21 protein-coding genes and 1 tRNA gene are annotated in these 26,061 nt (G+C 62.8%); 8 read left to right on the plus strand and 14 right to left on the minus strand.

The window, feature by feature from the left end; all coding sequences use genetic code 11:
* Positions 1 to 55: 55 nt before the first annotated feature.
* From KY495_RS15785 to KY495_RS15795, 3 genes are all read right to left on the minus strand, one after another.
* Positions 56 to 1,846: a PhoH family protein gene (locus KY495_RS15785; RefSeq protein WP_219880339.1), complete on the minus strand. Its 1,791-nt coding sequence runs from the start codon at positions 1,844 to 1,846 to the stop codon at positions 56 to 58.
* A 203-nt stretch (positions 1,847 to 2,049) separates the two neighbouring features.
* The gene (locus tag KY495_RS15790) at positions 2,050 to 2,520 is read right to left on the minus strand and encodes a peroxiredoxin (protein ID WP_267876158.1); all 471 of its coding nucleotides are present in this window, start codon (positions 2,518 to 2,520) and stop codon (positions 2,050 to 2,052) included.
* Positions 2,521 to 2,585: 65 nt separating this feature from the next.
* Entirely contained in the window at positions 2,586 to 2,969 is a 384-nt protein-coding gene (locus tag KY495_RS15795) for an Mth938-like domain-containing protein (protein ID WP_219880340.1), read from the minus strand.
* Positions 2,970 to 3,191: 222 nt separating this feature from the next.
* Here KY495_RS15795 and KY495_RS15800 point away from each other — a divergent pair, with 222 nt between their 5' ends.
* Together KY495_RS15800 and KY495_RS15805 are read left to right on the plus strand one after the other, a co-directional pair.
* Positions 3,192 to 4,421, plus strand: a complete 1,230-nt coding sequence (locus tag KY495_RS15800) for a pyridoxal phosphate-dependent aminotransferase (RefSeq protein ID WP_219880341.1) — start codon at positions 3,192 to 3,194, stop codon at positions 4,419 to 4,421.
* 22 nt (positions 4,422 to 4,443) lie between these two features.
* Complete coding sequence (locus KY495_RS15805; RefSeq protein ID WP_219880342.1) at positions 4,444 to 5,766, plus strand: homoserine dehydrogenase; 1,323 nt, start codon at positions 4,444 to 4,446, stop codon at positions 5,764 to 5,766.
* Positions 5,767 to 5,830: 64 nt separating this feature from the next.
* Here the strand turns inward: KY495_RS15805 and KY495_RS15810 are convergent, their stop codons facing one another.
* Both KY495_RS15810 and KY495_RS15815 read right to left on the minus strand, forming a co-directional pair.
* Positions 5,831 to 6,607 (minus strand): DUF2145 domain-containing protein, encoded by a 777-nt coding sequence (locus KY495_RS15810; protein WP_219880343.1) that lies wholly within the window; start codon positions 6,605 to 6,607, stop codon positions 5,831 to 5,833.
* Positions 6,604 to 7,026 carry a hypothetical protein gene (locus tag KY495_RS15815; RefSeq protein ID WP_219880344.1) on the minus strand — a complete coding sequence of 141 codons (423 nt, stop codon included), beginning with the start codon at positions 7,024 to 7,026 and terminating at the stop codon, positions 6,604 to 6,606. The genes KY495_RS15810 and KY495_RS15815 overlap by 4 nt, the downstream gene beginning before the upstream one ends.
* A gap of 135 nt (positions 7,027 to 7,161) precedes the next feature.
* On the opposite strand from KY495_RS15815, the gene KY495_RS15820 reads away from it, so the two are divergent.
* The 3 genes from KY495_RS15820 (at position 7,162) to KY495_RS15830 (ending at position 12,214) form a co-directional block, all read left to right on the plus strand.
* Positions 7,162 to 7,896: a helix-turn-helix transcriptional regulator gene (locus KY495_RS15820; protein ID WP_229518328.1), complete on the plus strand. Its 735-nt coding sequence runs from the start codon at positions 7,162 to 7,164 to the stop codon at positions 7,894 to 7,896.
* A gap of 51 nt (positions 7,897 to 7,947) precedes the next feature.
* The gene (locus KY495_RS15825; protein WP_219880345.1) at positions 7,948 to 9,834 is read left to right on the plus strand and encodes an MFS transporter; all 1,887 of its coding nucleotides are present in this window, start codon (positions 7,948 to 7,950) and stop codon (positions 9,832 to 9,834) included.
* 121 nt (positions 9,835 to 9,955) lie between these two features.
* Positions 9,956 to 12,214 (plus strand): hybrid sensor histidine kinase/response regulator, encoded by a 2,259-nt coding sequence (locus tag KY495_RS15830; RefSeq protein WP_219880346.1) that lies wholly within the window; start codon positions 9,956 to 9,958, stop codon positions 12,212 to 12,214.
* Here KY495_RS15830 and KY495_RS15835 read toward each other — a convergent pair.
* Positions 12,156 to 13,688, minus strand: a complete 1,533-nt coding sequence (locus KY495_RS15835; RefSeq protein WP_219880347.1) for a response regulator — start codon at positions 13,686 to 13,688, stop codon at positions 12,156 to 12,158. The two genes, KY495_RS15830 and KY495_RS15835, sit on opposite strands and share 59 nt — an antisense overlap.
* A gap of 12 nt (positions 13,689 to 13,700) precedes the next feature.
* On the minus strand, positions 13,701 to 15,194 hold the full coding sequence (locus KY495_RS15840; protein WP_219880348.1) for an ATPase domain-containing protein: 1,494 nt from the start codon (positions 15,192 to 15,194) through the stop codon (positions 13,701 to 13,703).
* Between the two features lie 236 nt (positions 15,195 to 15,430).
* Here KY495_RS15840 and KY495_RS15845 point away from each other — a divergent pair.
* Positions 15,431 to 15,507, plus strand: a tRNA-Pro gene (locus KY495_RS15845).
* A 503-nt stretch (positions 15,508 to 16,010) separates the two neighbouring features.
* Here KY495_RS15845 and KY495_RS15850 read toward each other — a convergent pair.
* A complete protein-coding gene (locus tag KY495_RS15850) occupies positions 16,011 to 16,457 on the minus strand; it encodes a trans-aconitate 2-methyltransferase (RefSeq protein ID WP_374041012.1) in 447 nt (148 codons plus the stop codon).
* Between the two features lie 392 nt (positions 16,458 to 16,849).
* Between KY495_RS15850 and KY495_RS15855 the strand changes: the two genes are divergently transcribed.
* Entirely contained in the window at positions 16,850 to 17,020 is a 171-nt protein-coding gene (locus tag KY495_RS15855) for a hypothetical protein (protein WP_219880350.1), read from the plus strand.
* Between the two features lies 1 nt (position 17,021).
* On the opposite strand, the gene KY495_RS15860 is transcribed toward KY495_RS15855, so the two are convergent.
* From KY495_RS15860 to KY495_RS15885, 6 genes are all read right to left on the minus strand, one after another.
* Complete coding sequence (locus KY495_RS15860; RefSeq protein WP_219880351.1) at positions 17,022 to 18,167, minus strand: VWA domain-containing protein; 1,146 nt, start codon at positions 18,165 to 18,167, stop codon at positions 17,022 to 17,024.
* A complete protein-coding gene (locus KY495_RS15865) occupies positions 18,164 to 20,386 on the minus strand; it encodes a DUF5682 family protein (protein WP_219880352.1) in 2,223 nt (740 codons plus the stop codon). The genes KY495_RS15860 and KY495_RS15865 overlap by 4 nt, the downstream gene beginning before the upstream one ends.
* A 1-nt stretch (position 20,387) precedes the next feature.
* Positions 20,388 to 21,482 carry an AAA family ATPase gene (locus KY495_RS15870; RefSeq protein WP_219880353.1) on the minus strand — a complete coding sequence of 365 codons (1,095 nt, stop codon included), beginning with the start codon at positions 21,480 to 21,482 and terminating at the stop codon, positions 20,388 to 20,390.
* Positions 21,479 to 23,041 (minus strand): DUF5691 domain-containing protein, encoded by a 1,563-nt coding sequence (locus KY495_RS15875; protein WP_219880354.1) that lies wholly within the window; start codon positions 23,039 to 23,041, stop codon positions 21,479 to 21,481. The genes KY495_RS15870 and KY495_RS15875 overlap by 4 nt, the downstream gene beginning before the upstream one ends.
* Positions 23,038 to 24,402, minus strand: a complete 1,365-nt coding sequence (locus KY495_RS15880) for an SWIM zinc finger family protein (protein ID WP_219880355.1) — start codon at positions 24,400 to 24,402, stop codon at positions 23,038 to 23,040. Before KY495_RS15880 ends, KY495_RS15875 begins: the two co-directional genes overlap by 4 nt.
* A gap of 96 nt (positions 24,403 to 24,498) precedes the next feature.
* Positions 24,499 to 25,182, minus strand: coding sequence for an RNA polymerase sigma factor (locus tag KY495_RS15885; protein WP_219880356.1), 684 nt, complete (start codon positions 25,180 to 25,182; stop codon positions 24,499 to 24,501).
* A gap of 245 nt (positions 25,183 to 25,427) precedes the next feature.
* Between KY495_RS15885 and KY495_RS15890 the strand changes: the two genes are divergently transcribed.
* Positions 25,428 to 25,994, plus strand: a complete 567-nt coding sequence (locus KY495_RS15890; RefSeq protein WP_219880357.1) for an HNH endonuclease — start codon at positions 25,428 to 25,430, stop codon at positions 25,992 to 25,994.
* Positions 25,995 to 26,061: the final 67 nt, after the last annotated feature.

Here is a 26,061-nt window from a genome sequence, read left to right on the forward strand (position 1 = left end):
CCCTGCGCGCCTTGGCGGCGGCAGGGTTGTGGCAGCAGGAACGGCTGCGTGTGCTTTACAGCACTTCGCTGGCGTGATCGGCCAGGCGCGACCGTTCGCCGCGCGCCAGGGTGACGTGGCCGCTGTGCGACCAGCCCTTGAAACGGTCGACCACGTAGGTCAGGCCGCTCGAGCCTTCAGTCAGGTAAGGCGTATCGATCTGCGCGATGTTACCCAGGCAAATGATCTTGGTGCCCGGTCCGGCGCGCGTGACGAGGGTCTTGACTTGCTTTGGCGTCAGGTTCTGCGCCTCGTCAATGATCAAGAACTTGTTCACGAAGGTACGGCCGCGCATGAAGTTGAGCGACTTGATCTTGATGCGTGAGCGAATCAAATCCTGGGTGGCGGCACGGCCCCATTCGCCGCCATCGGAATCGGACTTGTTGAGCACTTCCAGGTTGTCGTCAAATGCGCCCATCCATGGCGACATCTTTTCTTCTTCGGTACCAGGCAGAAAGCCAATGTCTTCACCGACGGGCACCGTGACGCGGGTAACGATGATTTCGTTGTACAGCTTGGTTTCCAGCACTTGCGCCAGGCCGGCTGCCAGGGCCAGCAGGGTCTTGCCGGTACCGGCCTGACCCAGCAGGGTGACGAAATCGCATTCCGGATCCATGAGCAGGTTCAGGGCAAAATTCTGCTCGCGGTTGCGCGCCGTGACACCCCACACATTGTTCTTGTTGTGGCTGAAGTCGCGCAGGGTTCGCAATACGGCAGTCTTGCCATTGAGCTGCTTGACCTGGCCGTAGAAGGGCGCTTCGCCATTTTTCGGCTCGAGGAACACGAACTGGTTCACCAGCAGGCTGGGAATGGTGGGCCCGGTCACGCGGTAGAACGTGGACGAGGTGCCATTCTTGTTTTCCTGCCAGGACTCCATGTCCTTGCCATTCTTGTTCCAGAAGTCGTCAGGCAGCTGCACGATGCCTGAATACAGCAGGTCCGTGTCTTCCAGTACATGGTCATTGAAATAGTCTTCTGCCGGCAAGCCCAGCGCGCGCGCCTTGATGCGCATGTTGATGTCTTTCGACACCAGCACGATGGCGCGGCCCGGCAGTTCCGATTCCAGGTTGCGTACCACGCCCAGGATCTGGTTGTCGGCCTTGCCTTGCGGCAGACCTTCCGGCAGGGTGGGACCATTTTGCAGGCGGGTCTGGAAGAACAGGCGGCCCTTGGCATCCTTGTTGCCCAGCTTGGACAGGGCAATGCCGTCTTCAATGGCGCCATCTTCCAGCGTGCCGACCAGGGCGTCGAGCGTGCGCGATACCTGGCGCGCATTGCGGGCCACTTCCGACATGCCCTTCTTGTGGTCGTCCAGCTCTTCCAGCGTCATCATGGGCAGATAGACGTCATGCTCTTCAAAACGGAACAGCGAGGAGGGGTCGTGCATCAGCACATTGGTGTCGAGCACGAACATTTTCGTCTTGCCAGCCTGGTCTGCAATGCGGCTGGCCTTGCTCTTGACACCGGGCTCGACCGGTTTGTGGCGGGCCGGCAGCGGCGACTCGAGGTCAAGCGGCTGCTTTTCCTTGCCGCGGGCGGCCGGGCGGGCGGCCGGGGCGGGGGCCTGGACCGGCGCTTCCATGGGCGTCAATGCGCCTACCGGTTCCAGTGCCGGCACCGGCACGATTGCCGGTACCACGACAGCGGACGCAGCCTTGGCACGCGAACGGGCCGGCTTGGGCGCTTCGGGCGCTGCTTCCGTGACGGCGGCCAGCTTGGGCTTGACGCTCTTGCCTGGCTCGGCTTTTGGGTAATCTTTGGCCAGCAGTAATGCGGCTGGCGTCGCGGGGAGTTTTGGCAGTGGCATCAGGGTCTCAATCTAAAAGTTTCTTGGAGGATAGCCCGGCGGCGTCGCCGGCAGCAGACGCTGCAGGCAAAGGTCGATGCGGCTTTGCGGATGACACGGGGCTGAACAGGCGCGGCAGGATGCCGGGGCCAGATTGGAGTGATGCAAAAATGCTGACTGTTTGACTCAAAATGGACGGGTCGTCTCGGGTTGTGCTGGGTTGATCAAGGCTGGCTCTGGACAAAGGCCAGCACTTCTTCGGCGTGTTCAGGTACCTTCACGCCACGCCATTCTTTCACCAATTTGCCAGTAGCGTCAAATACAAACGTGCTGCGCTCCACACCGCGCACTTGCTTTCCGTACATATTTTTGTTTTTCATCACGCCAAACTGGTTGCAGACGGCTTCGTCCGGGTCCGAGATGAGCTGGAACGGCAGGCCGAGCTTGGCCTTGAAGCCATCGTGCGAGCGCATGGAATCGCGGCTGATGCCGTAGATTTCCGTGTTCGCCGCGAGGAATTGCTCATGCAGTTCGCGGAAGGCAATGCTTTCGGTGGTGCAGCCGGGCGTGTTGTCCTTGGGGTAAAAATACAGGACGGTGTACTTGGCCGGCCGTCCCAGGAACTGGAATGGCGTACCTCCCGTCATCGCTGCCGTGAAGTCATTATAGGTTGCTGCAGTTGGGCTATCCGCCACGGGTTTCTCCACAAGGGTGCGTCGGCGCTGATTCTATACCCCGCAGCGCAACACGGGTAGGCCATTTATGCCCCGGCAGGATTGATAATCAGGGCCAGGGTGACCTTGCGTCCTTCGCCCATGAGCACGTTGTAAGTGCGGCAGGCGGCCTTGCTGTCCATCGATTCGACGCCAATGTGGCGGCTCGACAGTGCCGCGATCAGGCGCGGGTGCACGAAGCGCTGGCGCTCCCCGGTACCGAGAATGACGACATCGGGCTTGTCAGCCTCGATCTGTTCAAAATGCTCGGCGGTGAGCGATTCAAAATCGGGCGCATCCCAGCGCCGCGGCGGCGTCTCGGGCATGACAATGACGCTGTAGTCATAGCGCTCGGCATTGATTTCGACCCCCTGGTCATCGTAACCGGTGACAGTCTGGTATTGTTTGGTTGTGCTGGCGTGAAGCTTCATGGCGAATACATCGATATGGGAGACGCCAGCATGCCACAAACATCATTAAAGCGCGAATTTTCACGAATCTGCCGCCAAAAGCGGTACAAAGCTGTGCTTCGCGTCCATCGAGAAACTCGGCGGTTGATTAAATGCCCTCCTTTCGGCAGAATGGTATTTTTCGCACTGCAACATAAGCAGGGCATGCCGCTGCCTTAACTTCGCTCTGGACAGGAAACCAACTTGCGACCGATTTTAAAATCGAACAAATTAGACGACGTGTGCTACGAGATTCGCGGGCCTGCGCTGATCAAGTGCAAGCAGATGGAAGAAGACGGCCACAAGGTCATCAAGCTCAACATCGGCAACCTGGCCGTGTTCGGCTTCGATCCGCCGGACGAAATCGTCCACGACATGATCGTCAACATGCATGGCGCGGCCGGGTATACCGATTCCAAGGGCATGTTCGCGCCGCGCAAGGCGGTGATGCATTACTCGCAGAGCAAGAACATCAGCGGTGTCGGCATTGAAGACATTTACCTTGGCAATGGCGCGTCAGAATTGATCGTGATGGCCATGAATGGCCTGTTGAATACCGGCGACGAAGTGCTGGTACCTGCGCCGGACTACCCGTTGTGGACGGCAGCCGTGAGCCTGTCGGGCGGCAACCCGGTGCATTACATCTGCGACGAGCAGGCCGGCTGGTTCCCCGATATCGACGACATGCGGCGCAAGATCACCTCCAATACCAAGGCGATCGTTGTCATCAACCCCAACAACCCGACCGGCGCCCTGTATCCGCGCGAGATCCTGCTGGAGATCGTGGAACTGGCACGCCAGCACCAGCTGATCATCCTGGCCGACGAGATTTACGACAAGGTCCTGTACGACGGCGCGCAGCACGATTCCATCGCCTCGCTGGCCGACGATGTGCTGTTCATTACCCTCAATGGACTGTCGAAGAATTATCGCTCGTGCGGTTACCGTGCCGGCTGGATGGTGGTGTCGGGCGAAAAGCGCCATGCCAGGGATTACATCGATGGCTTGAACATGCTCGCCAGCATGCGCCTGTGTGCCAATGCACCGGGCCAGTTCGCGATCCAGACGGCCCTTGGCGGCTACCAGAGCATCGATGACCTGGTGGGACCGGGCGGGCGCCTGCTCAAGCAGCGCGACCTGGCCTACCAGCTGCTCACCGATATCCCGGGTGTGACGTGCGTGAAGCCAAAAGCGGCGCTGTACATGTTCCCCAAGCTCGACCCCGTGATGTATCCGATCGCGGACGACCAGCAGTTCATCTACGAACTGCTGTCGGAAGAAAAAGTACTGATCGTCCAGGGCACTGGCTTTAACTGGGGTACGCCGGATCACTTCCGCCTGGTGTTCTTGCCCAACTCCGACGACCTGACTGACGCCTGCGGGCGCATTGCGCGCTTCCTTGACGGTTACCGCCGACGCCACGGGCGAGGCTGATATTTACTTACACGAACAGACTATGAAACCCATCAAAATCGGCCTGATTGGCTTAGGTGTCGTCGGCAGCGGCACCTTCAACGTCCTTAAACGCAACCAGGAAGAGATCCGGCGCCGCGCCGGCCGCGGCATCGAGATCGCCATGATCGCCGTGCGCAATGCCGAACGCGCCGAGGCACTGGTGTGCGGCGACTGCGAGATCGTCACCGATCCGTTCCTGGTGGTGGACCATCCGGAGATCGACATCGTGGTCGAACTCATTGGCGGCTGCGACACGGCCAAGGAGCTGGTGCTGCGCGCAATTGGCAATGGCAAGCATGTGGTCACGGCCAACAAGGCGCTGCTGGCGCTGCACGGCAACGAGATTTTTGCCGCGGCCCAGACGCGCGGCGTGACGGTGGCGTTTGAGGCGGCAGTGGCCGGCGGCATCCCCATCATCAAGGCGCTGCGCGAAGGCTTGACCGCCAACCGTATCGAATCGGTATCGGGCATCATCAACGGCACCACCAATTTCATCCTGACCGAAATGCGCGACAAGGGCCTGGATTTTTCCACCGTCCTCAAACAGGCGCAGGCCCTGGGCTATGCGGAAGCCGATCCCACTTTCGATATCGAAGGCGTGGACGCCGCGCACAAGGCCACCATCATGTCGGCCATTGCCTTTGGCATCCCGGTGCAGTTTGAAAAGGCGCACGTGGAGGGCATCAGCAGCCTGCAGGCAATCGATATCAAGTATGCGGAGCAGCTGGGCTACCGCATCAAGCTGCTGGGCATCACCAAGCGCACCGTGGTCGACGGCGTGGAAGGTATTGAACTGCGCGTCCACCCGACCCTCATTCCCGCCAAGGCGCTGATCGCCAACGTGGAAGGGGCCATGAACGCGGTGCTGGTGCAGGCCGACGCCGTGGGCGCCTCGCTGTACTACGGCCGGGGCGCAGGGTCCGAGCCAACCGCGTCTTCCGTGATCGCCGACCTGGTCGACATCACCCGCCTGGCCACGGCGGACCCGGAATACCGCGTGCCGCACCTGGCCTTCCAGCCCAACCAGATGACGGACGTACAGATCGTGCCGATGTCGGAGATCACCACCAGCTACTACCTGCGCGTGTACGTGAAGGACCAGCTGGGCGTGATGGCCGATCTCACGCGCATCCTGGCGGACGCCCGCATTTCGATTGACGCCGTGCTGCAGAAGGAACCGGGCGAAGGCGAAACCCGCACCGACATCATCATGCTCACGCATCAGACGCAGGAAAAGAATATCGATGCGGCGATCGCCAAGATCGAGGCGCTGGAGACCGTGGTGGGCAAGGTGGTGAAGATCAGGCTCGAAAACCTGGCCTGACTGACCGCGGCCAAGTGATGCATGTGATGCACAAGGCGCGCTGGTGACAGGGCGCCTTGTGCGTTTACCGCACCAGGATTTCGCGCGCTTGCGGGTCGCGCCGCTTGACGAAGTCGAGCACCGACTCCACCGTCACCGTATCAATCTGGCCCGCCATCCGGCGCCCGAGGGGATGGTCGTCAAACGAGATGTTGACGGTGAACATGCGCGCGCCGAGGCGCTTGCCGGTCCACACCCGGATGGCCTTTGGCTGATAGCCAGCCAGCTTGAGCCAGCCCTGGGCCGCCGTGCGGCTGGCCGCAGCCAGCGGATCCGAGCTGGCTGCATAGGTCTCCAGCACCCACTGGTTCGAGTTCTGGTACATGGTGGAGAAGGGAAAAGCCAGCATGTTGTAGCGCGGCGAATGCATGCGCGATGCCACCGGCGAGGACAGCGCTTGTGCAATCCGCGCCTGGCTCTCGGGTGAGGGCACCACGATCTTGGCCTCGAACGCAAACAGGTCGTCCAGGAAGAAGTTGGCCAGGCCTTCGTTGAACAGGGCAGATGCATCGGTGCCGCACCGGTTCAGTTCATGCACCACCAGCCAGCGGCCCTGGGGATGGTCGCGCCAGGCAAAAGCGAGGTGCGAGTAGCGCAGGCCGTAGCTGGACAGGTCCTGTCCCACGCGCGCCAGCAGCGCCACCTGGGCACCTGACGCCTCCAGCGCCGCCCGGGTTTTTTCGGCCACCTGCATGGCACTGACAAAGGTGGCAGCGCTGGCCGGCCTGGTCTCGCAGGCACGGCCCGCATGGGCCGGGAAGATGGCGCAACTGAGTATCAAGGCGGCGAACAGGCGCTTCATTTGATCACCGGTGCCTGGTAACGCGACTGGTGCATCAATGCCTTGCCCGCTTCGTTAGGCAGGAAGGCAATCACATCGCCGGCGGCGATCAGTGCATAACCACTGGACATGGTAAGAATCTCCACAGTGCCGCCAACTGCGAGCGATGCCTTGCCAAGCACCGCGCCACTGCCCCTGATCGCGGTACGGCTGGCGTTGGACGCGCCCTTGAGCACGACGGTGACCACGTCGCCGGTTTTCTCGACACTCTCGACCACCGCGGTGCCGGCGGCGCTCAGGGCTTCGCCACTGCCCCAGACAACGAGGACCGATCCAAATACGGACATGTCGGACGGCGTCGAGTTGTTGAGCGCCGTGTAATTTTCGGCGCGGGCGCTGCAGACGGTACACGCCAAGACCAGGCAAACGAGCATTTTCATTGCGACTTCCTTGTATGAGGGAACGGGAGTGATTGTGGCGGGTCGTTTGAGGCAACTCAACAAAATGCTCTACGGTATCGCTTTTATCGAAAAACGGTATTAATATCTGCTACCCAAACAAGAAAGTTCAAATGCATGCCGCACGCAATTACACTGATTGACACCTTGAAGCGCCTGCTGAAGGCCCGTGGACTGACCTACGGCGAACTGGCCGCACGGATTGATATGTCGGAAGCGAGTGTAAAACGCATGTTCTCACAGAAAAATTTCACCTTGCAGCGGCTCGATGAAATCCTCACCGCCAGCGGCATCGAGTTTGAGGAACTGAGCGCCGCGCAGGCGGCACCGGCCATGCTCCAGCATCTCACGCTGGCGCAGGAGCGCGAAATCATTGGCGACCCGCGCCTGCTGGTGGTGGCGGTGTCGGCGATGAACCATATTGGTTTCGACGACATCGTGCGCTACTACGACATGACGGAACTGGAAGTGACGAAGTACCTGCTGCGGCTCGACAAGATCGGCTTTTTGGAGCTGCTGCCCAATAACCGCGTCAAGCTGCTGATCGCGCGCACCTTCAGCTGGATTGCCAATGGCCCGATCCAGACCTACTTCCGGCACGAGGCGGCAGGCGACTATCTGAACTCGCGCTTTGATGGCCCCGATGAAGTGCTGCGGCTGGTGAACGTGATGCTGTCGAAGCAGTCGAGCGTGGCGCTCCTGGAACGGCTCAAGCAGGTGGCGGCAGAATTCGCGCAGCAGCACCAGCACGAGGTGCGCCTGCCCTTGGAGCAGCGCCACGCGATCAGCTTTATCGTGGCCGCGCGGCCGTGGGTGCCGCAGGCCTTCAAGACTTTACTACGCAATCCCTGACTTTTCCTTTATTATTCGTCAACTTTTGCATCCCAACCGACCGAGACCGACATGAGTCAACCAAGCCAGTTCGCCCTGATGGGCCAGCGCCGCTTCGCCCCGTTTTTCTGGACCCAGTTCCTGGGCGCCTTTAACGACAACGTATTCAAGACCGCGTTCCTGGTGGTGCTGACCTACGATGCCGTCAGCTGGACCACGCTCGACCCCAAGATGCTCACCAGCCTGATCCCGGGCCTGTTCATTTTGCCGTACGTGTTTTTCTCGGCCACCGCCGGCCAGATCGCGGAAAAGATGGAAAAGGGGCGCCTGGCGCAGTACGTCAAGATGATCGAGATCGCCATCATGGCGATCGCCGGCTTTGGCTGGCTGACCAAGTCGCTGCCGCTGCTGCTGTTCGCGGTGGTGGGCATGGGCGTGCATTCGGCCCTGTTCGGACCGGTAAAATATGCCTACATGCCGCAGCATCTCAAGCCGGAGGAACTCACCGGCGGCAACGGCCTGGTGGAGATGGGAACCTTTGTCGGCATCCTGCTTGGCCAGGTGCTGGGCGCGGCCCTCGTCCAGTACGCGGGCATTGGCGTGCAGCTCGTTGCCGGCGGCACGCTGGTGCTTGCGATACTGGGCCTGCTGGTCAGCTACCGCATCCCGCATTCGCCGGCCCCCATGCCGGACCTGAAAATCAACCCCAATCCCTTTACAGAAACCATCCGCAACCTGTCGTTCTCGCGCCAGAACCGCACCGTGTTCCTGTCCATGTTGGGCAACTCGTGGTTCTGGTTTTATGGCGCCATGATCCTGTCGCAGTTCCCGGTGTACGCCAAGGATTACCTGCATGGCGACTACAGCGTGTTTGTCGGCCTGCTGACCGTGTTTTCGGTGGGCGTGGGTACCGGCTCGCTGCTGTGCGAAAAGCTCTCCGGCCACAAGGTGGAAATCGGCCTGGTGCCATTTGGCGCCATCGGCCTGTCGATCTTCGGCATTGAGCTGTACCTGGCCAGCATCGCCTATGCCGGCACGGCGGCGGTCAGCATGGCCGGCTTCGTGGCCACGCCGGGCGCGCTGCGCATCCTGTTTGACATCGTCATGCTGGGCGTGTTCGGCGGCCTGTTCATCGTGCCGCTGTTCGCGCTGATCCAGACACGCTGCGACCCGGACCACCTGTCGCGCACCATCGGCGGCCTGAATATCCTCAACGCGCTGTTCATGATCGGCGCGGCCGGTGTGGCCATGCTGATGCACGCCTATGGCTTCACCATTCCGCAAATGTTCCTGGCCACGGCCATTCTCAATGCGCTGGTGGCCGTGTACATCTTCACGCTGGTGCCGGAATTCCTGATCCGCTTCCTGGCGTGGATGCTGATCCATACCATCCACCGGGTGAAAGTGGAGGGCGCCGAGCGCATTCCCGACGAAGGCCCGGCGGTTTTGGTATGCAATCACGTCAGCTACGTCGATGCGCTGGTCATTGGTGCGGCCAGTCCTCGTCCGATCCGCTTCGTGATGGACCACCGCATTTTCAAGACGCCGTTCCTGGGCTGGTTCTTCCGCACCGCGCGCGCCATTCCCATTGCGCCGGCCAGGGAAGACCAGTGGCTCATGGAGAAGGCGTACATCGACATTGCCCAGGCCCTGCACGAAGGCGACCTTGTTTGTATTTTCCCGGAAGGTAAGCTGACCAGCACCGGCGAGATGAGCGAATTTCGCGGCGGGATCGCCAAGATCCTCGAACGCAGCAAGGTGCCCGTGATTCCGATGGCCCTGCGCGGCCTGTGGGGCAGCCTGCTCACGCGCGACCCGGCCAACCTGTTCGAGCGATCCTTTGCGCGTGGCCCGCGTTCGCGCCTGTCGCTGGCCGTTGGCGCACCGGTGGAGCCGCAGCAGGCTACGCCCGAATACCTGCACCAGCAAGTGAGGACGCTGCGCGGCGACTGGAAGTAAGCGCCGCACAAACGCGGCAGCCGCAGCCATGCAAATTGGCTTATCATGTGACAGTCGGGCTGACGCCCCTTTCACGCAAAGGCTGCCGCATCCTCATGAATCGACACGTCCCCGCTGGACCATGAAAATCCGCGCCTATCTCGCGTTGATGGTGGCGGCAATTCTCATTCCCGTCATCTTGTTCTCCACCATTTCGCTGAGCATGCTACTCAAGTCGGAACGCGATGCAGCGCTCAAGGGTGTGCGCGAGACGGCCCGCATCACCCTCGTCAGTGTGGACCGCGAACTGACCAACTCCGAAAGCGCGGTGCGCATCCTGGCCAACTCGCCTTACCTGGAAAGCGGCGACCTGGAAGGCTTCTACCGCCAGGCCCACTTTGCGGACAAGAAAGGCAGTACCTGGACGGCGCTGCTCGACGAATCGGGCCAGCAGCTCATCAACACCAACGTCCCATACGGTACCGTATTGCCGCCGCCGGATGCCGCCAGCGTGCGCGTGCGCCAGGTGCTCGATGCGGGCAAGCCGATGGTGTCGAACCTGATCCGCGGTGTGGTGAGCAAGGTTTTGCTGGTGGCGGTCGACGTACCTGTGACCACCCGCAGCGGCAAGCGCTACATGATCTCCCAGGGCTTTCGGGTTGACCATTTCAACCGCGTGCTGCGCCAGGTGAGTGCGCCGCCGGGCTGGCTGGCCGCGGTATTTGACCGCAACGGATTGACCATTGCGCGCACCAAGGGCGGCGAGATGATGGAGCGGGGCGACGCCCGGCCCGATCTGCGCCAGGCCATCGCCAACCAGACCGAAGGCGTGATCCGCAATGCCAGCGGCTCCAACAAGCGGCTATACACAGTGCTGGAGCGCTCGGCGCTCTCGGGATGGACGGTGGCGGTCGGGGTGCCGGAGGCCGAAATCGAAATGGCGGCCCAGCGCGCGCTCAAGGTATCCATGCTGGGGCTGCTGGCCGCCATCCTGTGCGCGGCGGCGGCCGCCGTGTTCTTTGCACGGCGCCTGTCGCATTCCATCGCCCTGGCGGCGCGCTCGGCCAAGGCCCTCGAACGCGACGAGCCGGTGGGGCCGCCATCGGTGTCCGGCGTGGCCGAAGTGGACCAGGTGCAGGCCGCCATTGCCGCGGCAGCCGTCGTGGTGCGTAATGAAAAGCTGTCGCGCCAGCGCGCCGAGGACCAGCGCGAAGTGCTGTTCGAGCTCGAACACGAGGCTCGTACGCTGGCCGAACAGCAGAACCGCGCCAAGGATGAATTTCTGGCCATGCTCGGACATGAACTGCGCAATCCGCTCGCTGCCATCGTCAACGCCACCAACGTCATGGCGCACAAGGGCATGAGCGAACAAGCCACCGCGCGTGCGCGCGACATCATCACGCGCCAGAGCGGGCACCTGACGCGCATTGTCGACGACCTGCTCGACATGGGGCGCCTCCACTCCGGCAAGATCCTGCTCGAACGGCGCCCCTTGCGGATGGACCTGGTGGTGGAGGCTTACATGGCGGCCTTGGCTGGCACCGCGCGCGCCCAGCCCTATGCGCTGGCGCTGGAGACTGCTCCGGCGTGGGTCGATGCCGATCCCACCCGGCTCGAACAGATCATTGCCAACCTGCTCGACAACGCGCTCAAATATACGCCCGCCGGCGGCAGCATCCATGTCTCGGTCGCGGTCGATGGCGCCGAAGCGGTGCTGGCGGTGGCCGACTCCGGCGTGGGCATCGGCCCGGAATTGATGCCCTATGTATTTGACCTGTTCGTCCAGGGTGCCCGGGCGCTGGACCGGGCCCAGGGTGGCCTTGGCGTGGGGCTGGCGCTGGTGCGGCGGCTGGCCGTCATGCACGGCGGGCGCGTGACGGTGCACAGCCAGGGTACGGGTCTGGGCAGCCGCTTCGAGCTGCGCCTGCCCGTGGTGGACGAGCCGGCTGAAAGCAATGACCTTCCCGACGCGGTACCGGTTTCGCGGCAGAAGGTCTTGCTCATCGAAGACAACGAAGATGCGCGCGAGATGATGTCGATGATGCTGGCGGCCCAGGATTACGAGGTGTCGAGCGCGGTGGACGGCTACGACGGCCTGCGTCAGGCGGCGGAAAACCTGCCGGACGTGGCGCTGGTGGACATTGGCCTGCCCGGCATCGACGGCTACGAAGTGGCGCGCCGCATGCGCGACAGCGAAGCGACGGCCGGCATCCGGCTGGTGGCGCTGACCGGGTACGGGCAGGAGAGCGACCGCGCGCGGGCGTTGGCTGCGGGATTTGACGCCCACCTGGTCAAGCCGGTGGACATGAATCTGCTGCTGGCGGTGCTGGAAGAGGGGAGCGCTACACCACCCGGCGCAGTGCCGGAGGCTTGCCCAAGCGATCACTCGCCAGCCGTTTGATTTCGTCGAAGTCTACTGGCTTGATCAGGTGGTGATCGAAGCCCGCTTCCATGGTGCGCTGGCGCGCGTCGCTCTGGCCCCAGCCGGTGAGGGCAATCATCAGGATGTTTTGCGTGCCGGCCTTGTCGCGGATGCGGCGCGCGGCCTCATAGCCGTCCATGCTCGGCATGCCGAGGTCCATCACGACCAGCTCGGGCATGAATTCGTCCACCGCCTGCACCGCCTCGAAGCCGTCGTAGGCGGTGGCGACGTTGCAGTTTTCGATTTCAAACAAGGCTTGCAGCGAGTCGGCTGCGTCGCGGTTGTCGTCCACCACCAGAACCCGTGGGCGGCGGTCGGCCAGGCTGAGCGCCGTCTCCGGGGCCGGCGTGGCCGGCAGTTTTTCCTCGCTGACCACGGGCAGCGACACGGTAAATTCGCTGCCCTTGCCCAATCCTTCGCTGGTCACACTGACACTGCCACCGTGCATTTCGGCGAACTGCCGTGACAGCGACAGGCCAATGCCAAGGCCGCTCGTGATCTGGCCGGATGGCGGGCGGCTTTGCTCGAACATGGCAAAGATGCGGCTTAACGCTGCCGGTTCCAGGCCGATGCCGGTATCCTTGATATAGATTTTGAGGCAGCCTTTTTCAACCAGCGCGCGTACCGAGATATAGCCGTCGACCGGCGTGAACTTGACCGCATTGGACAAAATGTTGGCCACGATCTGCACCACGCGCGCATAGTCGGCGTTCAGCATGACTTCTTCGTCCGGCATCGCCAGATCAATCTTGATACGGCGCGCTGCGGCAGGCGCGGAGCACAGTTCCATCACGTGATTCATGATGGACGTGAAGCTGGTGACTGCGCGCTGAAGCTCTATCTTGCCGCTATTGATGCGCGCCACGTCGAGCAGGTCGTCAACCAGGCGCGTGAGGTGGGTAACCTGGCGCTCCACTACATCGCACACCTTCTTTACGGGCGCCTGGTCCGGGTACATGTGATTGAGCACGCCCATGGACGTGCGGATGGGCGCCAGCGGGTTGCGCAGCTCGTGGCCAAGGCTGGCGAGGAATTCATCCTTGCGGCGGTCTGTCTCGCGCACCTGGTACTGCTTTTCGCGCGCGCGCAGCACCGATTGCAGCGAGGTGATGAGCGTGAGCGTGCGCACCGGGCGCTCCAGCAAGGTGACGTTGCCCAGCACCCCAATGGCCTGGCGCACCGACAGTGAATCCGGTCCGCGATTGGTCAGCAGGACGATGGGCAGATCCGACCAGTTGGGCTGATGCTGCGCGAATTCGCCCAGCACTTTCAGGCCGCCGTTGGACAGCGCTTCTTCCACCGTGAGCACGGCGCCCACGCCGCGCAGCAGCTCCTCGGCCAGCTGGGCGGCGGTGCCCGTGACCAGGTTGTCGACCCCGGCGAGGGTGAGCATTTTGGAAGCCAGCATGGCATCCTGCCCGGTAGGGGCGTAAATGAGAACGCGTTTTTCCATGGGGCGGTCCGGTCAGTCGTCCAGCACGCCGTCGGCCTGCGAGTCGTCGAAAGTGGGTACGCCGGTGAGGATGCCGTGGAAGTTGGTGAGCACGTCGCCCACCGCGATACCCTGGCTGCTCATGCTGAACAGGCGGATGGTGCGCTCGTGCGGGCCGGCGCGCTTCTTGAAGACCGAGATCGCCTGGCGCACCTTGCCGCGCGCTTCAAAGTAGCGCAGCATGATCACGCCGTCGGCAATGTAGCTGGCGTCCACCGAGGTCGACATCGACATGCCGATCACGCCCGGCTGCACGCCCACCAGCAGCGTTACCACGCCGCGCTGGCCGAGGTAAGTGAGCAGCTCGTGCATATGGGTGGCCAAGAAGCGTTCATCCGGCATGGCCTTGAGGTAGCCGTTCAGGCTGTCGATTACGATTACTTTGGCGCCATCGGCCGCTGCGTCGGTGACCGACTGCATGAATTCACCGGGTGCCATTTCGGCCGGGTCGATCTGCTGAATCTTCAGGCGCCCGCTGTCGAGCGCACCCTGCAGGTCGATGCCAAGGCCGGTGGAACGCAGCAGCAGATTGTTGGCAGCTTCCTCGAACAGGAACATGGCAGCCTTGTCGCCACGCTGGGTGGCCGCGTACACATATTGCGCGCACAAGGAGGACTTGCCGGTGCCGGGTGGACCGGAAATCAGGGTGCTGGTGCCTTCTTCGAGGCCGCCGCCGGTGAGGGCGTCCAATGCGGCGATCCCGCTCGAGAGCTGGCTGCGGGTGGCCGTGACGCGCGACGAGGCGGCGATCAGGCGCGGATACACGCACAAGCCGCCGGTGACGATCTTGTAGTCATGCGAACCGCCGCGAAAGGCGATGCCGCGGTACTTGACGATGCGCACCCGGCGCCGCTCGGAGCCGTAATCCTGGTTGATCAGTTCAAGTGTGATGACGCCATGCGCCACGCTGCGCACCTGCAGGTCGCCGGACAGTGCGGTGCGGTCATCGAGGAACAGGGTGGTGCAGCCTTTGCCGGCCAGGTACTGCTTGAGGGCCAGCACCTGGCGCCGGTAGCGCAGGGGACTTTCGGCCAGCAGCTGCAGTTCGGACAGCGAGTCGAGCACCACGCGCGTTGGCTTGTACTTTTCGATGGCGTCGAGAATGCGCTGGGTGGTCATGCCCATTTCCACTTCGGACGGATGGAAAATGGTGAACTGCTGATCGGGATGAAGGATGTTCTCGTTAGGGATGATGTCCTCGACGTGAATGCCGTCCATCGACCAGCCGTGCGACAGCGCGACGGCCTTCAGTTCGACCATTGTCTCGGCCAGGGTGATGTAGATGACCGACTCGCCATTGCGCACCCCTTCGTGCAGGAACTGCAGCGCGAGGGTGGTCTTGCCCGTCCCCGGCTCGCCTTCGATGAGGAACAGCCGGTCGCTGGTCAGGCCGCCGCCCAGAATGGTGTCAAGGCCCGGCACGCCTGTGGACAGGAAGCGGTTGGTTTCGCTGTTTTGTTGCTCCATGTAACGGGCCTTTGCGACGTGAGGTTTTATATATGCAACTATTCTAATGGGATACTACTGAAACAGGCGCGCGAGAACGGTGCGCTTGTGAACATAACAATACACTTTGTCCTGCTCAGCTGATGGGAGACATCTGCGCAGACTTCTGATTTGGCGCAAGGCGCCAAGGGAATTTTTTCTCAGGCAGATTTTCCGCTTCATGACAGCGCCAAGCTCTGATATAATTCGCAACTCGTCGGGGCGTAGCGCAGCCTGGTAGCGTACTTGCATGGGGTGCAAGGGGTCGGAAGTTCGAATCTTCTCGCCCCGACCAATAGAATCAAAGACTTAGGCCAGCCTCCGTGCTGGCCTTTTTCTCGTTGTAAAGTTTTGATGTGGCTACCCCTACGCATCGGGTAAGTTGTGGCGCCTCTTGATTGGACTCCGGTTTCTCGATGATGAGCAGGTCATCAAGGTAGACTTTGACAAAGAAGAGGTAAGGCAACTATCACGCAACCTTCCCCTTTGTAGAGCAATGCGGCACCGGGATTAACAGCACTGAAACCGTTGGATTTGCGGCAAGAACAGCCAAGCAGAATCCTAGAACATGGCGGTCAGTGGCTTTTCCGAGTTCAGACCTTGAAAAAATGTCTTCTTCTCAAGCTGGTAATTTTCCCAGTTGAGGGACCTGCGGATGATGGCCCACGCAAGAACGCTTTTAAAGAGATCACCGACGAAATGACGAGTGCAGGAGCGGCGGTAAACGACTACGCTGACAAAACATCAATTTTGCAGAAGATCTCGGTCCACTGATTTGCTGTGAGGCTTGCCACCCTTTTACTTCACCATGGTGCGCAAAGGCTCATCGTACTCGACGAACAGCCTCCCGTTGCGAGCCAGCCAGCATTCAGTGAGGCGCTTTGCTTCGAGAGGATTATCGTGAAAAATGCGAACTCGCATGGCGAACACTTTGTCAAACCGCTGGAGTCCTGGATCGAAGGACTCCAGGGACGCCAAAACGAAGGCGGCACGCGATACGTTAACGAACTCTGCGTTTCGCTTGGCCGCTACGGCGATCATTTTTGGTGAGCGGTCTATTCCAACGTAAATGCCGTTTTTGAGCTGCCGACAAATCAGGGAAGCGGCAATGCCATGCCCACAGCCAATCTCGAGAATCCGGTCGTTTGGCTGGACATGCATCGCCTCCACAAACTTTTGAATGCGATTTGACACGGGATGTCTCCTCGTCTCGGCCAGGCGTGGACGTACGCGATCATTGCCCAGTCAAAGGTGGGAAAGATGAACCAGGCAGTACCGCTGTGGTAGAGCTGGTGACTGCCCGGCCTGATCGTCAAGCGTTGCTCGGAAGCAGGACCAGAAATACCAGCGACAGGCCGGCCAACAAGGCCCCCTGAAGACTGAGCACGATTGCGGGAATACGAAGCTCTGTAGGGATTTTCATATCGACCTCACTTTCGTTAGGAGTGCCACCATGTTAAGCCCGGGCCGTTGCGCGATGATGTCGGTGAAAGCTAGACGAATTTGTAGGATCAGTCTGAATTTGCGGCCACGGGAGCGAATGCTTGGCCTCTCGGTATCGAATGTGGGGCGCCGCACAGAGCGCAGCATCAGGGCCTCGTATCTTCGCATGACCAATCAAAGTCAAGGAGCAGCCCATGCCAACCGGATCAAGCCCCAAGCGCGAGCGCGAGTTCAAGGAACTGGAAAGCAAATTCAAGAAGGAACACCGCTACCCCGGCCGGGAAGAGGAGGTGGCCGCACGCATCGTTAACAAGCAGCGCGCGGAACACGGTGAAACCAAGGACGCCAAAGACAGTAAGAAGTAACTCAGGCCGCTATCGCGATATTGTTCTGCGCGGCCCATGCCGACATATCCTGCTTCTTGATGGCCGAGGCCATCAGATCGGGGAATTTGTCTGGCGTGCAGGCAAAGCACGGAATGCCCAGCTGCGCAAAATGGGCAGCGTGGCGCCGGTCATAGCTCGGCGCGCCGCTGTCGTCGAGCGCAAGCAGGGCGATCATCTGCATGCCGCTGGCGGCCATAGCGGCGGCGCGGGAGAGCATCTGTGCAGCGTTGCCGCCCTCGTAGAGGTCGCTGATCAGCACGAAGATCGTTTCCTGGGGGCGTTTGACCAGCCCCTGGCAGTACGCCAGCGCCTTGTCGATATCGGTGCCGCCCCCAAGCTGCGTGCCGAACAGCACCTCCACCGGGTCTTGCAGCAGCGGGGTCAGGTCAACCACGGCGGTGTCGAACACCACCACCTGCGTGCTGACCGCCTTGATGCTCGCCAGGACCGCCGCGAACACGCTGGCATACACCACGGATGGGGCCATTGACCCGCTCTGGTCCACGCACAGCACAATGTCGCGCAAGCTCTGGCTCTTGCGCGCAAAGCCCACGCGCGTTTCGGGAATGATGGTCTGGTAGTCCGCCTGGTAATGCTTGAGGTTGGCGCGAATGGTACGCAGCCAGTTGATCTCGTTGTGCCGCGGACGGTTGTTGCGCGCCGCCCGGTTCAGACTTCCGCTCACGGCTTGCCGCAACGGATTGGCCAACTTGCGCTCCAGCTCTTCCACCACCACGCGGACTACCTGGCGTGCCGTGTCCTTGGTCTTGCGCGGCATCATGTGATTGAGCGAGAGCAGGGTGGCCACCAGGTGCACGTCCGGCTGCACGCTGCGCAGCATTTCCGGCTCCAGCAGCATGCGCTCCAGGCCGAGGCGCTCCATGGCGTCCTTTTGCATCACCTGCACCACGCTGGAAGGAAAATACTCGCGGATGTCGCCCAGCCAGCGCGCGACGTTCGGCGCGGACCCACCCAGGCCGCCCCGTCCCTCCTGCTTGTCGTACAGGGCCGACAAGGTGCGCTCCAGCGCCGCATCTTGTGGCGGCAGTGGCAGGTTGTCCGCTTCGCTCCCCAGCAGCAGGCGCCAGCGCCGTGCCAGCGCCTCCTTTGTGATCTCGGTACTCATGCTGCTTCCTCGGTTGGTGCGCGCGGTCCTGTCAAGAGATGGAGGATGGGCAGCACGAGCGCGGCGCGCTGCTCATCTACTTCGCTGGCCACGGCCGCCTGCGGGAGCGCGGCGCTGCCGTGCACCACACGCTCGCCCAGCTGGCGTCGCTCGGCCGCTTCAAAGGTGGAAAAGGTGCGGCGCAGCAGCGGCAGCAGTTCCACAAAGGCGTCGTCGCTCAGGCCAGCCACCCAGCCGTGCAGGATTTGCCATAAGGCGTCGTTAACGATCAGGAGCAGGCCGCTGCCGCGCAGGAAGCCTTCGAGCCACTCGGCTGTCGCACTCGGGTTGACGGGATTGGTACAGGCCAGCGACAGCGCCTGCGCGCACTGCTCCACGCTCCAGTACTCCTGCTCAAACAGCAGGCGCACGGCGCGCCCGGCGATGAGGGCGTGGGCCTGCAGCCGCACACACTCGGCCAGGGCCGCGTGCCATGCGGCCTTGTGCTCGGGATGTTGCAGCAGCGACAGCGCACTGTCAGCCTGGATCATTTTGCCAAGCAGTGCCTGCGCCGCTTCTTCATTGATGCCGCGTGCGGCCACCGGCAGGGCGATGCAGGCGCGCTGCACCAGACCATCGACCACCGTGCCGACGCTGCCTGTGTCGGTGCCGCGCACATTCCCGTAGCGAAGAACGTTGGCCAGTGGCGCCACCGCAGCGAGCAGCATGCCGGCGTCATGGGTGCCGGCAGCGATGGCTTGCATGCGCTCCATGAGCACCGGTACGGCCAGGCGCACGTCGGCCAGCAGCATGCCTTCGACCAGCGCGGTCAGCTCCGGCAGCTGCTGCACCTGGCTGGCCTTGTGGCGCAAGAAGCCGTCGCACGCCAGTTCCAGTGTCGCGCCCCAGACATTGGCCTCGATGAGTTTCAGTTCGAAGTCCGGTTCCCACGCCAGCACCCAGCGCTCGTGAAAGCTGCCGCTCTTGCCGCTGACGGTGCGGGTCTTGCCCCAGTCGATGCCCAGCAACTGCAGGCGATGCAGGAAGGTGCTTTTTTCGAGCTGGCTTGTCTGGCGCAGGTCCAGGTCCAGGTCCACCTGGTCAGCGCGCGGCGCCATGCGCAGGCGCTTTTGCAGCTGGCGTACGTCCTGCGTCAGGGGCAGCGTGGGCGTGGCCGCGGGCACCGCTCCCAGCCTGTCATTGACGAGCAGCTCGCGCTCGATCAGCCGCAAGGGTGCATCGCTGTCGCCGAACAGCACGCTTTGCAGCGCTTCGAGCAGTTCGCCCAGGCCAGCGCGCGAGCGCTCGCGCAGGCTGGCCAGGGTGTCAGCCAGGCGCAGGGCCTCGATCACGTGCGCCGACGACGCGTCGAGCCCGTGATTGCGCAGCAGGCGCACAGCGTCCGTCAGCCAGTAGATCGATGCCTTGTGCGGCGTGTGCCACAGGTGGTGATACCAGCCCGGCGCCTGCACGCCGGCACCGTAGCCACTGTCAAGACTGAGCCGCCCGTAGGTCCAGGGCGTCCAGGTGGCTGCCACCTTCGCCTTGGGCAGGTCGCTCAGCAGGTCCTTGTCATGTTTGGCGGTCGGCATCTGGCGCAATGCCGGCACGTGCCAGGCGCCGCAGATGACGGCGATGTTCTGGTGCCCCTGCTTGACGGCTTGCCGGATCATCTGGCGCATGTGGGCTTCGCGCTGTGCTTCGCGCGCAGGCAGCGGATCGTTCAGCGCATGGCGGGCCACCGTCATCATTTCTTCGATGGCCGCGAACAGTTCCAGGCTGTCGTGGCGCTGTTCGACCAGGTGGTCCCACCAGGTCTCGGTATCGGCAAAGCCGGCTGCCTGCGCCAGTCCTGCCAGGGCGTCGCCGCTGGAGGAGACCTGGCGCGCCATTTCTTCGTCAGGCTCGTGCACCGTCATGCCGGCGGCCAGCGTGTGCGCCATGGGCAGGTCGATGAAGCGGGTCGGCACGCCATGCGCCTGGCCATATGAGATGGCTTGCCATTCGGGGGAGAACTGCGCGAACGGGAAGTACACGGCGTGCTGCGGCATGGCCGGTACGTAGACCAGCAGGGCCACCGGCGGCTTCATGTCTGCGTCGGCGGCGAGGCAGAGCAGGTCGTCGGCTTCCGGCGGGCCTTCGATGAGGATGGCGTCGGGCTGCAGCTGCTCGAGTGCCTGCGCCAGGCTGCGCGCGCAGCCCGGACCATGGTGGCGGATGCCGAACAGGTGGACCGTCATGTCACAGGACGGCGTGGCAGGCGCGGTACAGGTCTTTCCAGCCTTCGCGTTCCTTGACCACGGTCTCCAAATATTCGAGCATCACCAGGCGGTCCTGCACCGGGTCCTTGACGATGGCGCCGACCACTGACGACGCCATGTCGGCGCCGCGCAGGGTGCCGTCGCCGAAGTGCGCCGCCAGCGACATGCCGTTGGTGACAACCGAAATGGCTTCGGCCGTGCTCATGCTGGCCGATGGTGACTTCAGTTTGATCTTGCCGTCGTCGGTCTGGCCGGCGCGCAGTTCGCGGAAGATGGTGACGATGCGGCGAATCTCCTGCAGTGCCGGTTTTTCGATCGGCAGTTCCAGCGCGCGTCCCAGGCTGGCCACGCGCGTTTCCACGATCTGGACTTCTTCATCGGCGTTGTCGGGCAGGGGCAGTACCACCGTGTTGAAGCGCCGCTTGAGGGCGCTCGACAGGTCGTTGACGCCGCGGTCACGGTCATTGGCGGTGGCGATGACGTTGAAGCCTTTCTCGGCCTGCACGTACTGGTCCAGTTCCGGGATCGGTAGCAGCTTTTCCGACAGCAGGCTGATGAAGCTGTCCTGCACTTCCGACGGGATGCGGGTCAGTTCTTCGATGCGGGCCATCTTCCCGGTGCGCATGGCGCGCATGACGGGGCTGGCGACAATGGCGTCCATGCTCGGGCCCTTGGCCAGCAGCTGGGCATAATTCCAGCCGTAGCGGATGGTTTCTTCCGCAGTGCCGGCAGTGCCTTGCACCACCAGTGTGGAATTGCCGCTGATGGCGGCGGCCAGGTGTTCGGACACCCATGATTTCGCCGTCCCCGGCACGCCCAGCAGCAGCAGGGCGCGGTCGGTGGCCAGGGTGGCCACGGCAATCTCGATGATGCGGCGCTTGCCGATGTACTTGGGCGTGATCTCGACGCCGTTGTCGAGCTTGCCGCCGAGCAGGTAGGTGGCCACCGCCCAGGGCGACATTTCCCAGTTGGGCGGCCGCTGGCGCTGGTCCATGTCTTTCAGCGCGGCCAGTTCATGGGCGTACTGCTGCTCGGCCTGCTGCCTCATGACCGTGTTGCTGTGGGGAGTGCTCATGCGTCGTCCTTTTCCAGAAAGCTCTTTTGCATTGTGTGTCGGAATTCGATGGTGTCGATCAGGGCATCCACCGGGCTGCGCCATTGCGGCCAGCGCTCCCAGCTGTCTTCGGGCCAGCCCTGGCGCACGTAGGCGGGGTCGCTGGCGTCGAGTACCCGCGCCAGCGTGCCGAAGTAGCCGCTGGCGGCAAACGATTGCTGCGGGTTGTCGCGCATGACGCGCTGGGCCGCCACCAGCATCGCGTGCGACAGGGCGGGCGGGAGCGCGTGGCCCAGCGTCTGCGCCCATAAGATGGCGTTGGGCATGCTGGCGCGGTTGTCGTTGCAGTCGTCAAGCCAGGTGCGCACGATGGCTTCCTGTTGTTCCAGCGGCAGCTGGTGAATGGCCGGCATCAGTGCGGCGCCGGGCAAAATGCCGGGATCGTGGCGCGTCACGCCGCCAATCAAGGTGGTCAGCCAGGCGCGCGATTCGTCGCGCGCGGCGCTGAAGGTGTTGGCGCAGGCGTTGACCAGGCCGTGCAACAGCGCGCTGCGAAAGTCGCTTGCGGCCATGATCGCGAGCACCTGCTCGGGCGCCATGTGCCAGTGGCGGCTCCAGTACTCCGGTGGCACGGATTGCATGAGGTCTGCGAGCCATCCGGCCTTCTCGCCCAGCAGGTGATAGCTGCCGCTCCCGGCGCCGTCGCGCTTCATGGCTTTGTCGGCTTTCTCCGGCAGTGTGATCTCGAGCGCAGGCTGCGCAAGGCCGAGCAGGCGTGGCTTGAGGGTGAACAGGGCGCCCAACCGTGCGGCGCAGCGCTGGCTCAGCTGCGAACCGGGCAGGCTGGCCAGCAGTGCCAGCGCGACCGTGCGTACTTCCTTGCGCTTGTCGTCCAGCGCCGACTCCAGGAAGGCTTCATCGTGCTGCGACAGGCCGTGGCGCAGCATGGGCAGCAGCGCGGCGCGGCTTTCGGGCGGTTCCTGGGGCCAGCCTTGCTCGAGCAGGTGCAGGCCGGCGGCGGCATCACGCAGGCGCAGCTGGCGCAGCGCGTCGGTGCGGCGCGCCAGGGTGCCCAGTTCCCATTCACGCTCGAGCGCCTGGTGGGTGCAGGTGGCGGGCGCGTAGGCGTCGCGCCACTGCGGGTGCTGGGCGGTGAGCCACGCACCTCGCGCGCCCAGCACGGCGCTGATGGCCGGCCGCAGGGCGGACGTGCGCACGCCATGGTCGAGGACCGCTGGCAGGGCGCTGTGCGGCAGTGGCACTGCATGCCTGTGCGCCAGGGCCAGCCAGTTTTCCAGCAGCTCCGGGCGAATGCCGCGCAGGATCAGGTGTAACTGGTGCTCCGCAGCGCGGGGGCAGGGTGTTTCAGGTGCGGCTGGCTGGCGCGTCGCCACGCCAGTGTGCGGCTGCAGGCCGGCGCGCTGCCACAGCCTGACCGCGGCCACGACATGCCACAGGCGGTTATCGCGCTGCAGCGGTTCCAGCAGCGCTTGCAGGGCGGGGGCGGAGACGTGGCCGGCCAGCGGCACGCGCTCGGTGCCGGCCAGTATCGCCTTGTGAAGATCGATCTCAAAGCTCATGCGGCACGCTCGACGTCAAGCAGGTGCATGCGGCCGGCGCTGATGACCGACAGTGGCAGCAGCGCGTTGCCGTTCCACAGGCCGAACAGCGTGACGGGATGGCCCCCGGCGATGGCATGCAAGTGCCAGATCTTGCGAAAGGAGGTCGCCAGCGGCACGATCTCGCCGTCTTGCGTGTGCAGGGTCATCTGTTCCTCCGGTTGCAGCGCGATGGCCGGGGTGACCTGGGCCAGCAGCATGGGGCAGCTGTCCAGAAACGGGTTGAGCGCAAGCGCCTGGGCATGGTGCTGCAGGCACGCGGCCAGAGCGGGCGGGTCAAGCGAAAGCGCATGGGCTGGTGCCAGCTGTACGTCGTCGCCCATCACGGCGCGCAGCGGCACCGCGCCCGGGTAGAAATGGAACGTGCCGGCTTGACAGGTGCCCGGCAGAAGCGGCGGGGGCAGCGGCTGGGAGCCGGCCGCGAACTGCAACAGCATGGCCCAGCGGCCCGTGGTGCGCCCGCGCAGGTAGCACGCCCGGCGTGCAATCCGCCCATCGTCCTGGGTGTGGTTGCCCCACACGTCCCAGCTGTCGTGGATGCCGGGCTGGGCCAGCACTTCCTCGTGGCTCATGGACCAGCCGATCGCGGTCTTGACGTCGTGCGCCAATGCCTCGGGTAATTGTGGCAGGCGGCGGTAGGCATCGGCCAGCAAGGCTAGTTGGCCGAGTTCGCCGGCTACTTCCGGCTCCCAGCCGCTGGTGCTGGAACCATAGATCAGCATGCCGACGCGGCGCACGCGTGAAGCAAGGCCCGGCGCTTGTGTATCGACCAGGCGCGCGGCGATGGCTTCCCAGTCGCGTGCGCTTTTGCTGCGCAGACCTGCCAATCCTTCGCGTGCCAGGTCGGCCAGCCAGATATCGAGCACGGCAAGGCCCGATTCGACATTGCCCTGGCGCTTTTCTTGCCGCTTTTGCTGGCTCTGGACCTTGGCGGCCAGTTCTTGCGGCGACAGGTCGGCATGCTGCGTTTCTTTGGCGGCTTTTTTCTCAGAGCGCTGTTCGCGGCTCTTGAACCAGTCGCTCACCCAGGCGGGGAGTGCTGTTTCCGTGAAGGCAGCGCCGTCCGCAGCATACAAGAGGTAAAGGCCAAGCCCGTGCTTGCAGGGGAACTTGCGGCTGGGGCAGGTGCATTTGAATGCCGGACCGGCCAGGTCTATCTGCGCCCGGTAGGGTTCTTTGCCGCTCCCCTGGCACAGTCCCCACAGCGCTTGCGCGTGGCCGCCGAGGCCTGACCATTTGGCGCGGCTGGCCTGGGCACTGCCGGCCTTGGCCGACGAGGCGTCTGGCGCCAGGGCGAGAATCTGGTCTGCGGTGAGAGACATTGCAATACGGGAAAAAAACGATCGCTGATTCTAGCACCATGGTTGAGCAAAAGATAAGGTTTTGTTGCCCATGGCCGAACGTGGCGTTTGGCAGGGTCAAGCGCATGCCAGGCCCGGCTGTAAAGGCTGCTGTGGCAGAACACGCTGCGCACCGTGGCAGCGCCTGGAGCCCATCTGGCGCCGCAGGTCGAGAACGCCACGCCGGATCCAGGTCTTGACCGTGCCCAGCGGCTTTTGAAGCTTTGCCGCCACTTCTTCGTGGGTCAATTCCTGCATGTACGCCAATTCGATCGCCTGGCGTTGGGTAGCGAGCAGTTGGTGCAGACAGCGCGCGACTTCCGAGGTGCGTTGGCGCGATTCCAGCAGGCTACAGGGTGAGTGAGCAATGTTTTCTTCATGCGTGCAGTCGAAGAAAAAATGGTCGTCGGCATTGGCACGCACGCGCTGAGCACGAAAATGATCAAAGGTTTTGTGGCGCACGATGGCGCTCATCCAGGTCATCGGGCTGGCGTGATGGAATTCGTAAGTGTGGGCTTGGCGCCAGATGGCAATCAGGCTTTCCTGCACGATATCATCCACGATGTCGTGCTGACTGGTCAGGCGCATGACGCAGCGCCGCAGACGGGGCGCAACCAGGGTGTACAGTTGGGCAAATGCGCGCGGGTCGGCCCGGGCGCAGGCGGCCAGCAGCGCGGCGAGTTCCGCACTGGCCCGGCCGCTGGCTTGCGGGTTCGTGCGCAACCGGACAAGCGGTTGGATAAGGTCAATCTCGGGTCGCATGGGTGGTTGGTCCTGTTGCGGCGCAGGGCACGCCTGGATAGCCTCCCTGTTATAGGCGGTGTTCCGAATCGCGTATGTGGGGTAGCTAACGTTTGTAAGTAAATGTGAGCGCAACTCCGGGATGCAGGCGGGTCAGTAGCGGGTCGTGAGCGGTATGCCGCATCCATCCTGAAGCATGCGGTACGGATACTGCTGAATGACACGCCATCGCCTTTTCCACTAAGATTGCAGCAGAGGTGATTGATATGACTCCGCAGATTCTCGCTCTCGATATTGCCGGCAATCCGTTTGACTGGATTTCGGCCCAGGACGCTGTCCACTACTACGCCACCAACAAGGTGGCGTGGGAGCTTGGCGACCGTGAATTCCTGTTCCGTGGTGGCGTCTCGAATGCCGGTGTGCTGTCGACGCTGACGGTCAAGCCCATCATTGCCATCTCGGGCAGTGAGCGCATGGCGCGCATTTTGCGGCAGGAGTTGCCACTGGGCGATGACAACAGCTTATTGTTTGCCCGTGACCGTCATACCTGCGCATTCTGCGGCAACGTGTTCGCACGGCAGCATTTATCGCGTGATCATGTGCTCGCACGCAAGCATGGGGGAAAGGATACCTGGACCAATTGCGTGACCGCCTGCAAGACATGTAATCAGGCCAAGGGATCGAAATTCATCCACGATTTCAGGCCGCTGCTGTACGTGCCATACGCGCCATGTCGCTTCGAACATTTCATCCTCAGCGGCCGCCATGTGCTTGCAGATCAGCACGATTACCTGTCGGCCAAGCTTCCCAAGCATTCGCGTTTGCTGGCGTGAGCGCTCCATGTCGGCGCATCCGCCCAGGCGCCGGACAAAAAAGAGGTATTTTGCACAAGAGAATCTG

Origin of the sequence: Massilia sp. PAMC28688, from assembly GCF_019443445.1 — a bacterium.
In the GTDB taxonomy this organism is placed as follows: Bacteria; Pseudomonadota; Gammaproteobacteria; order Burkholderiales; family Burkholderiaceae_D; genus Telluria_A.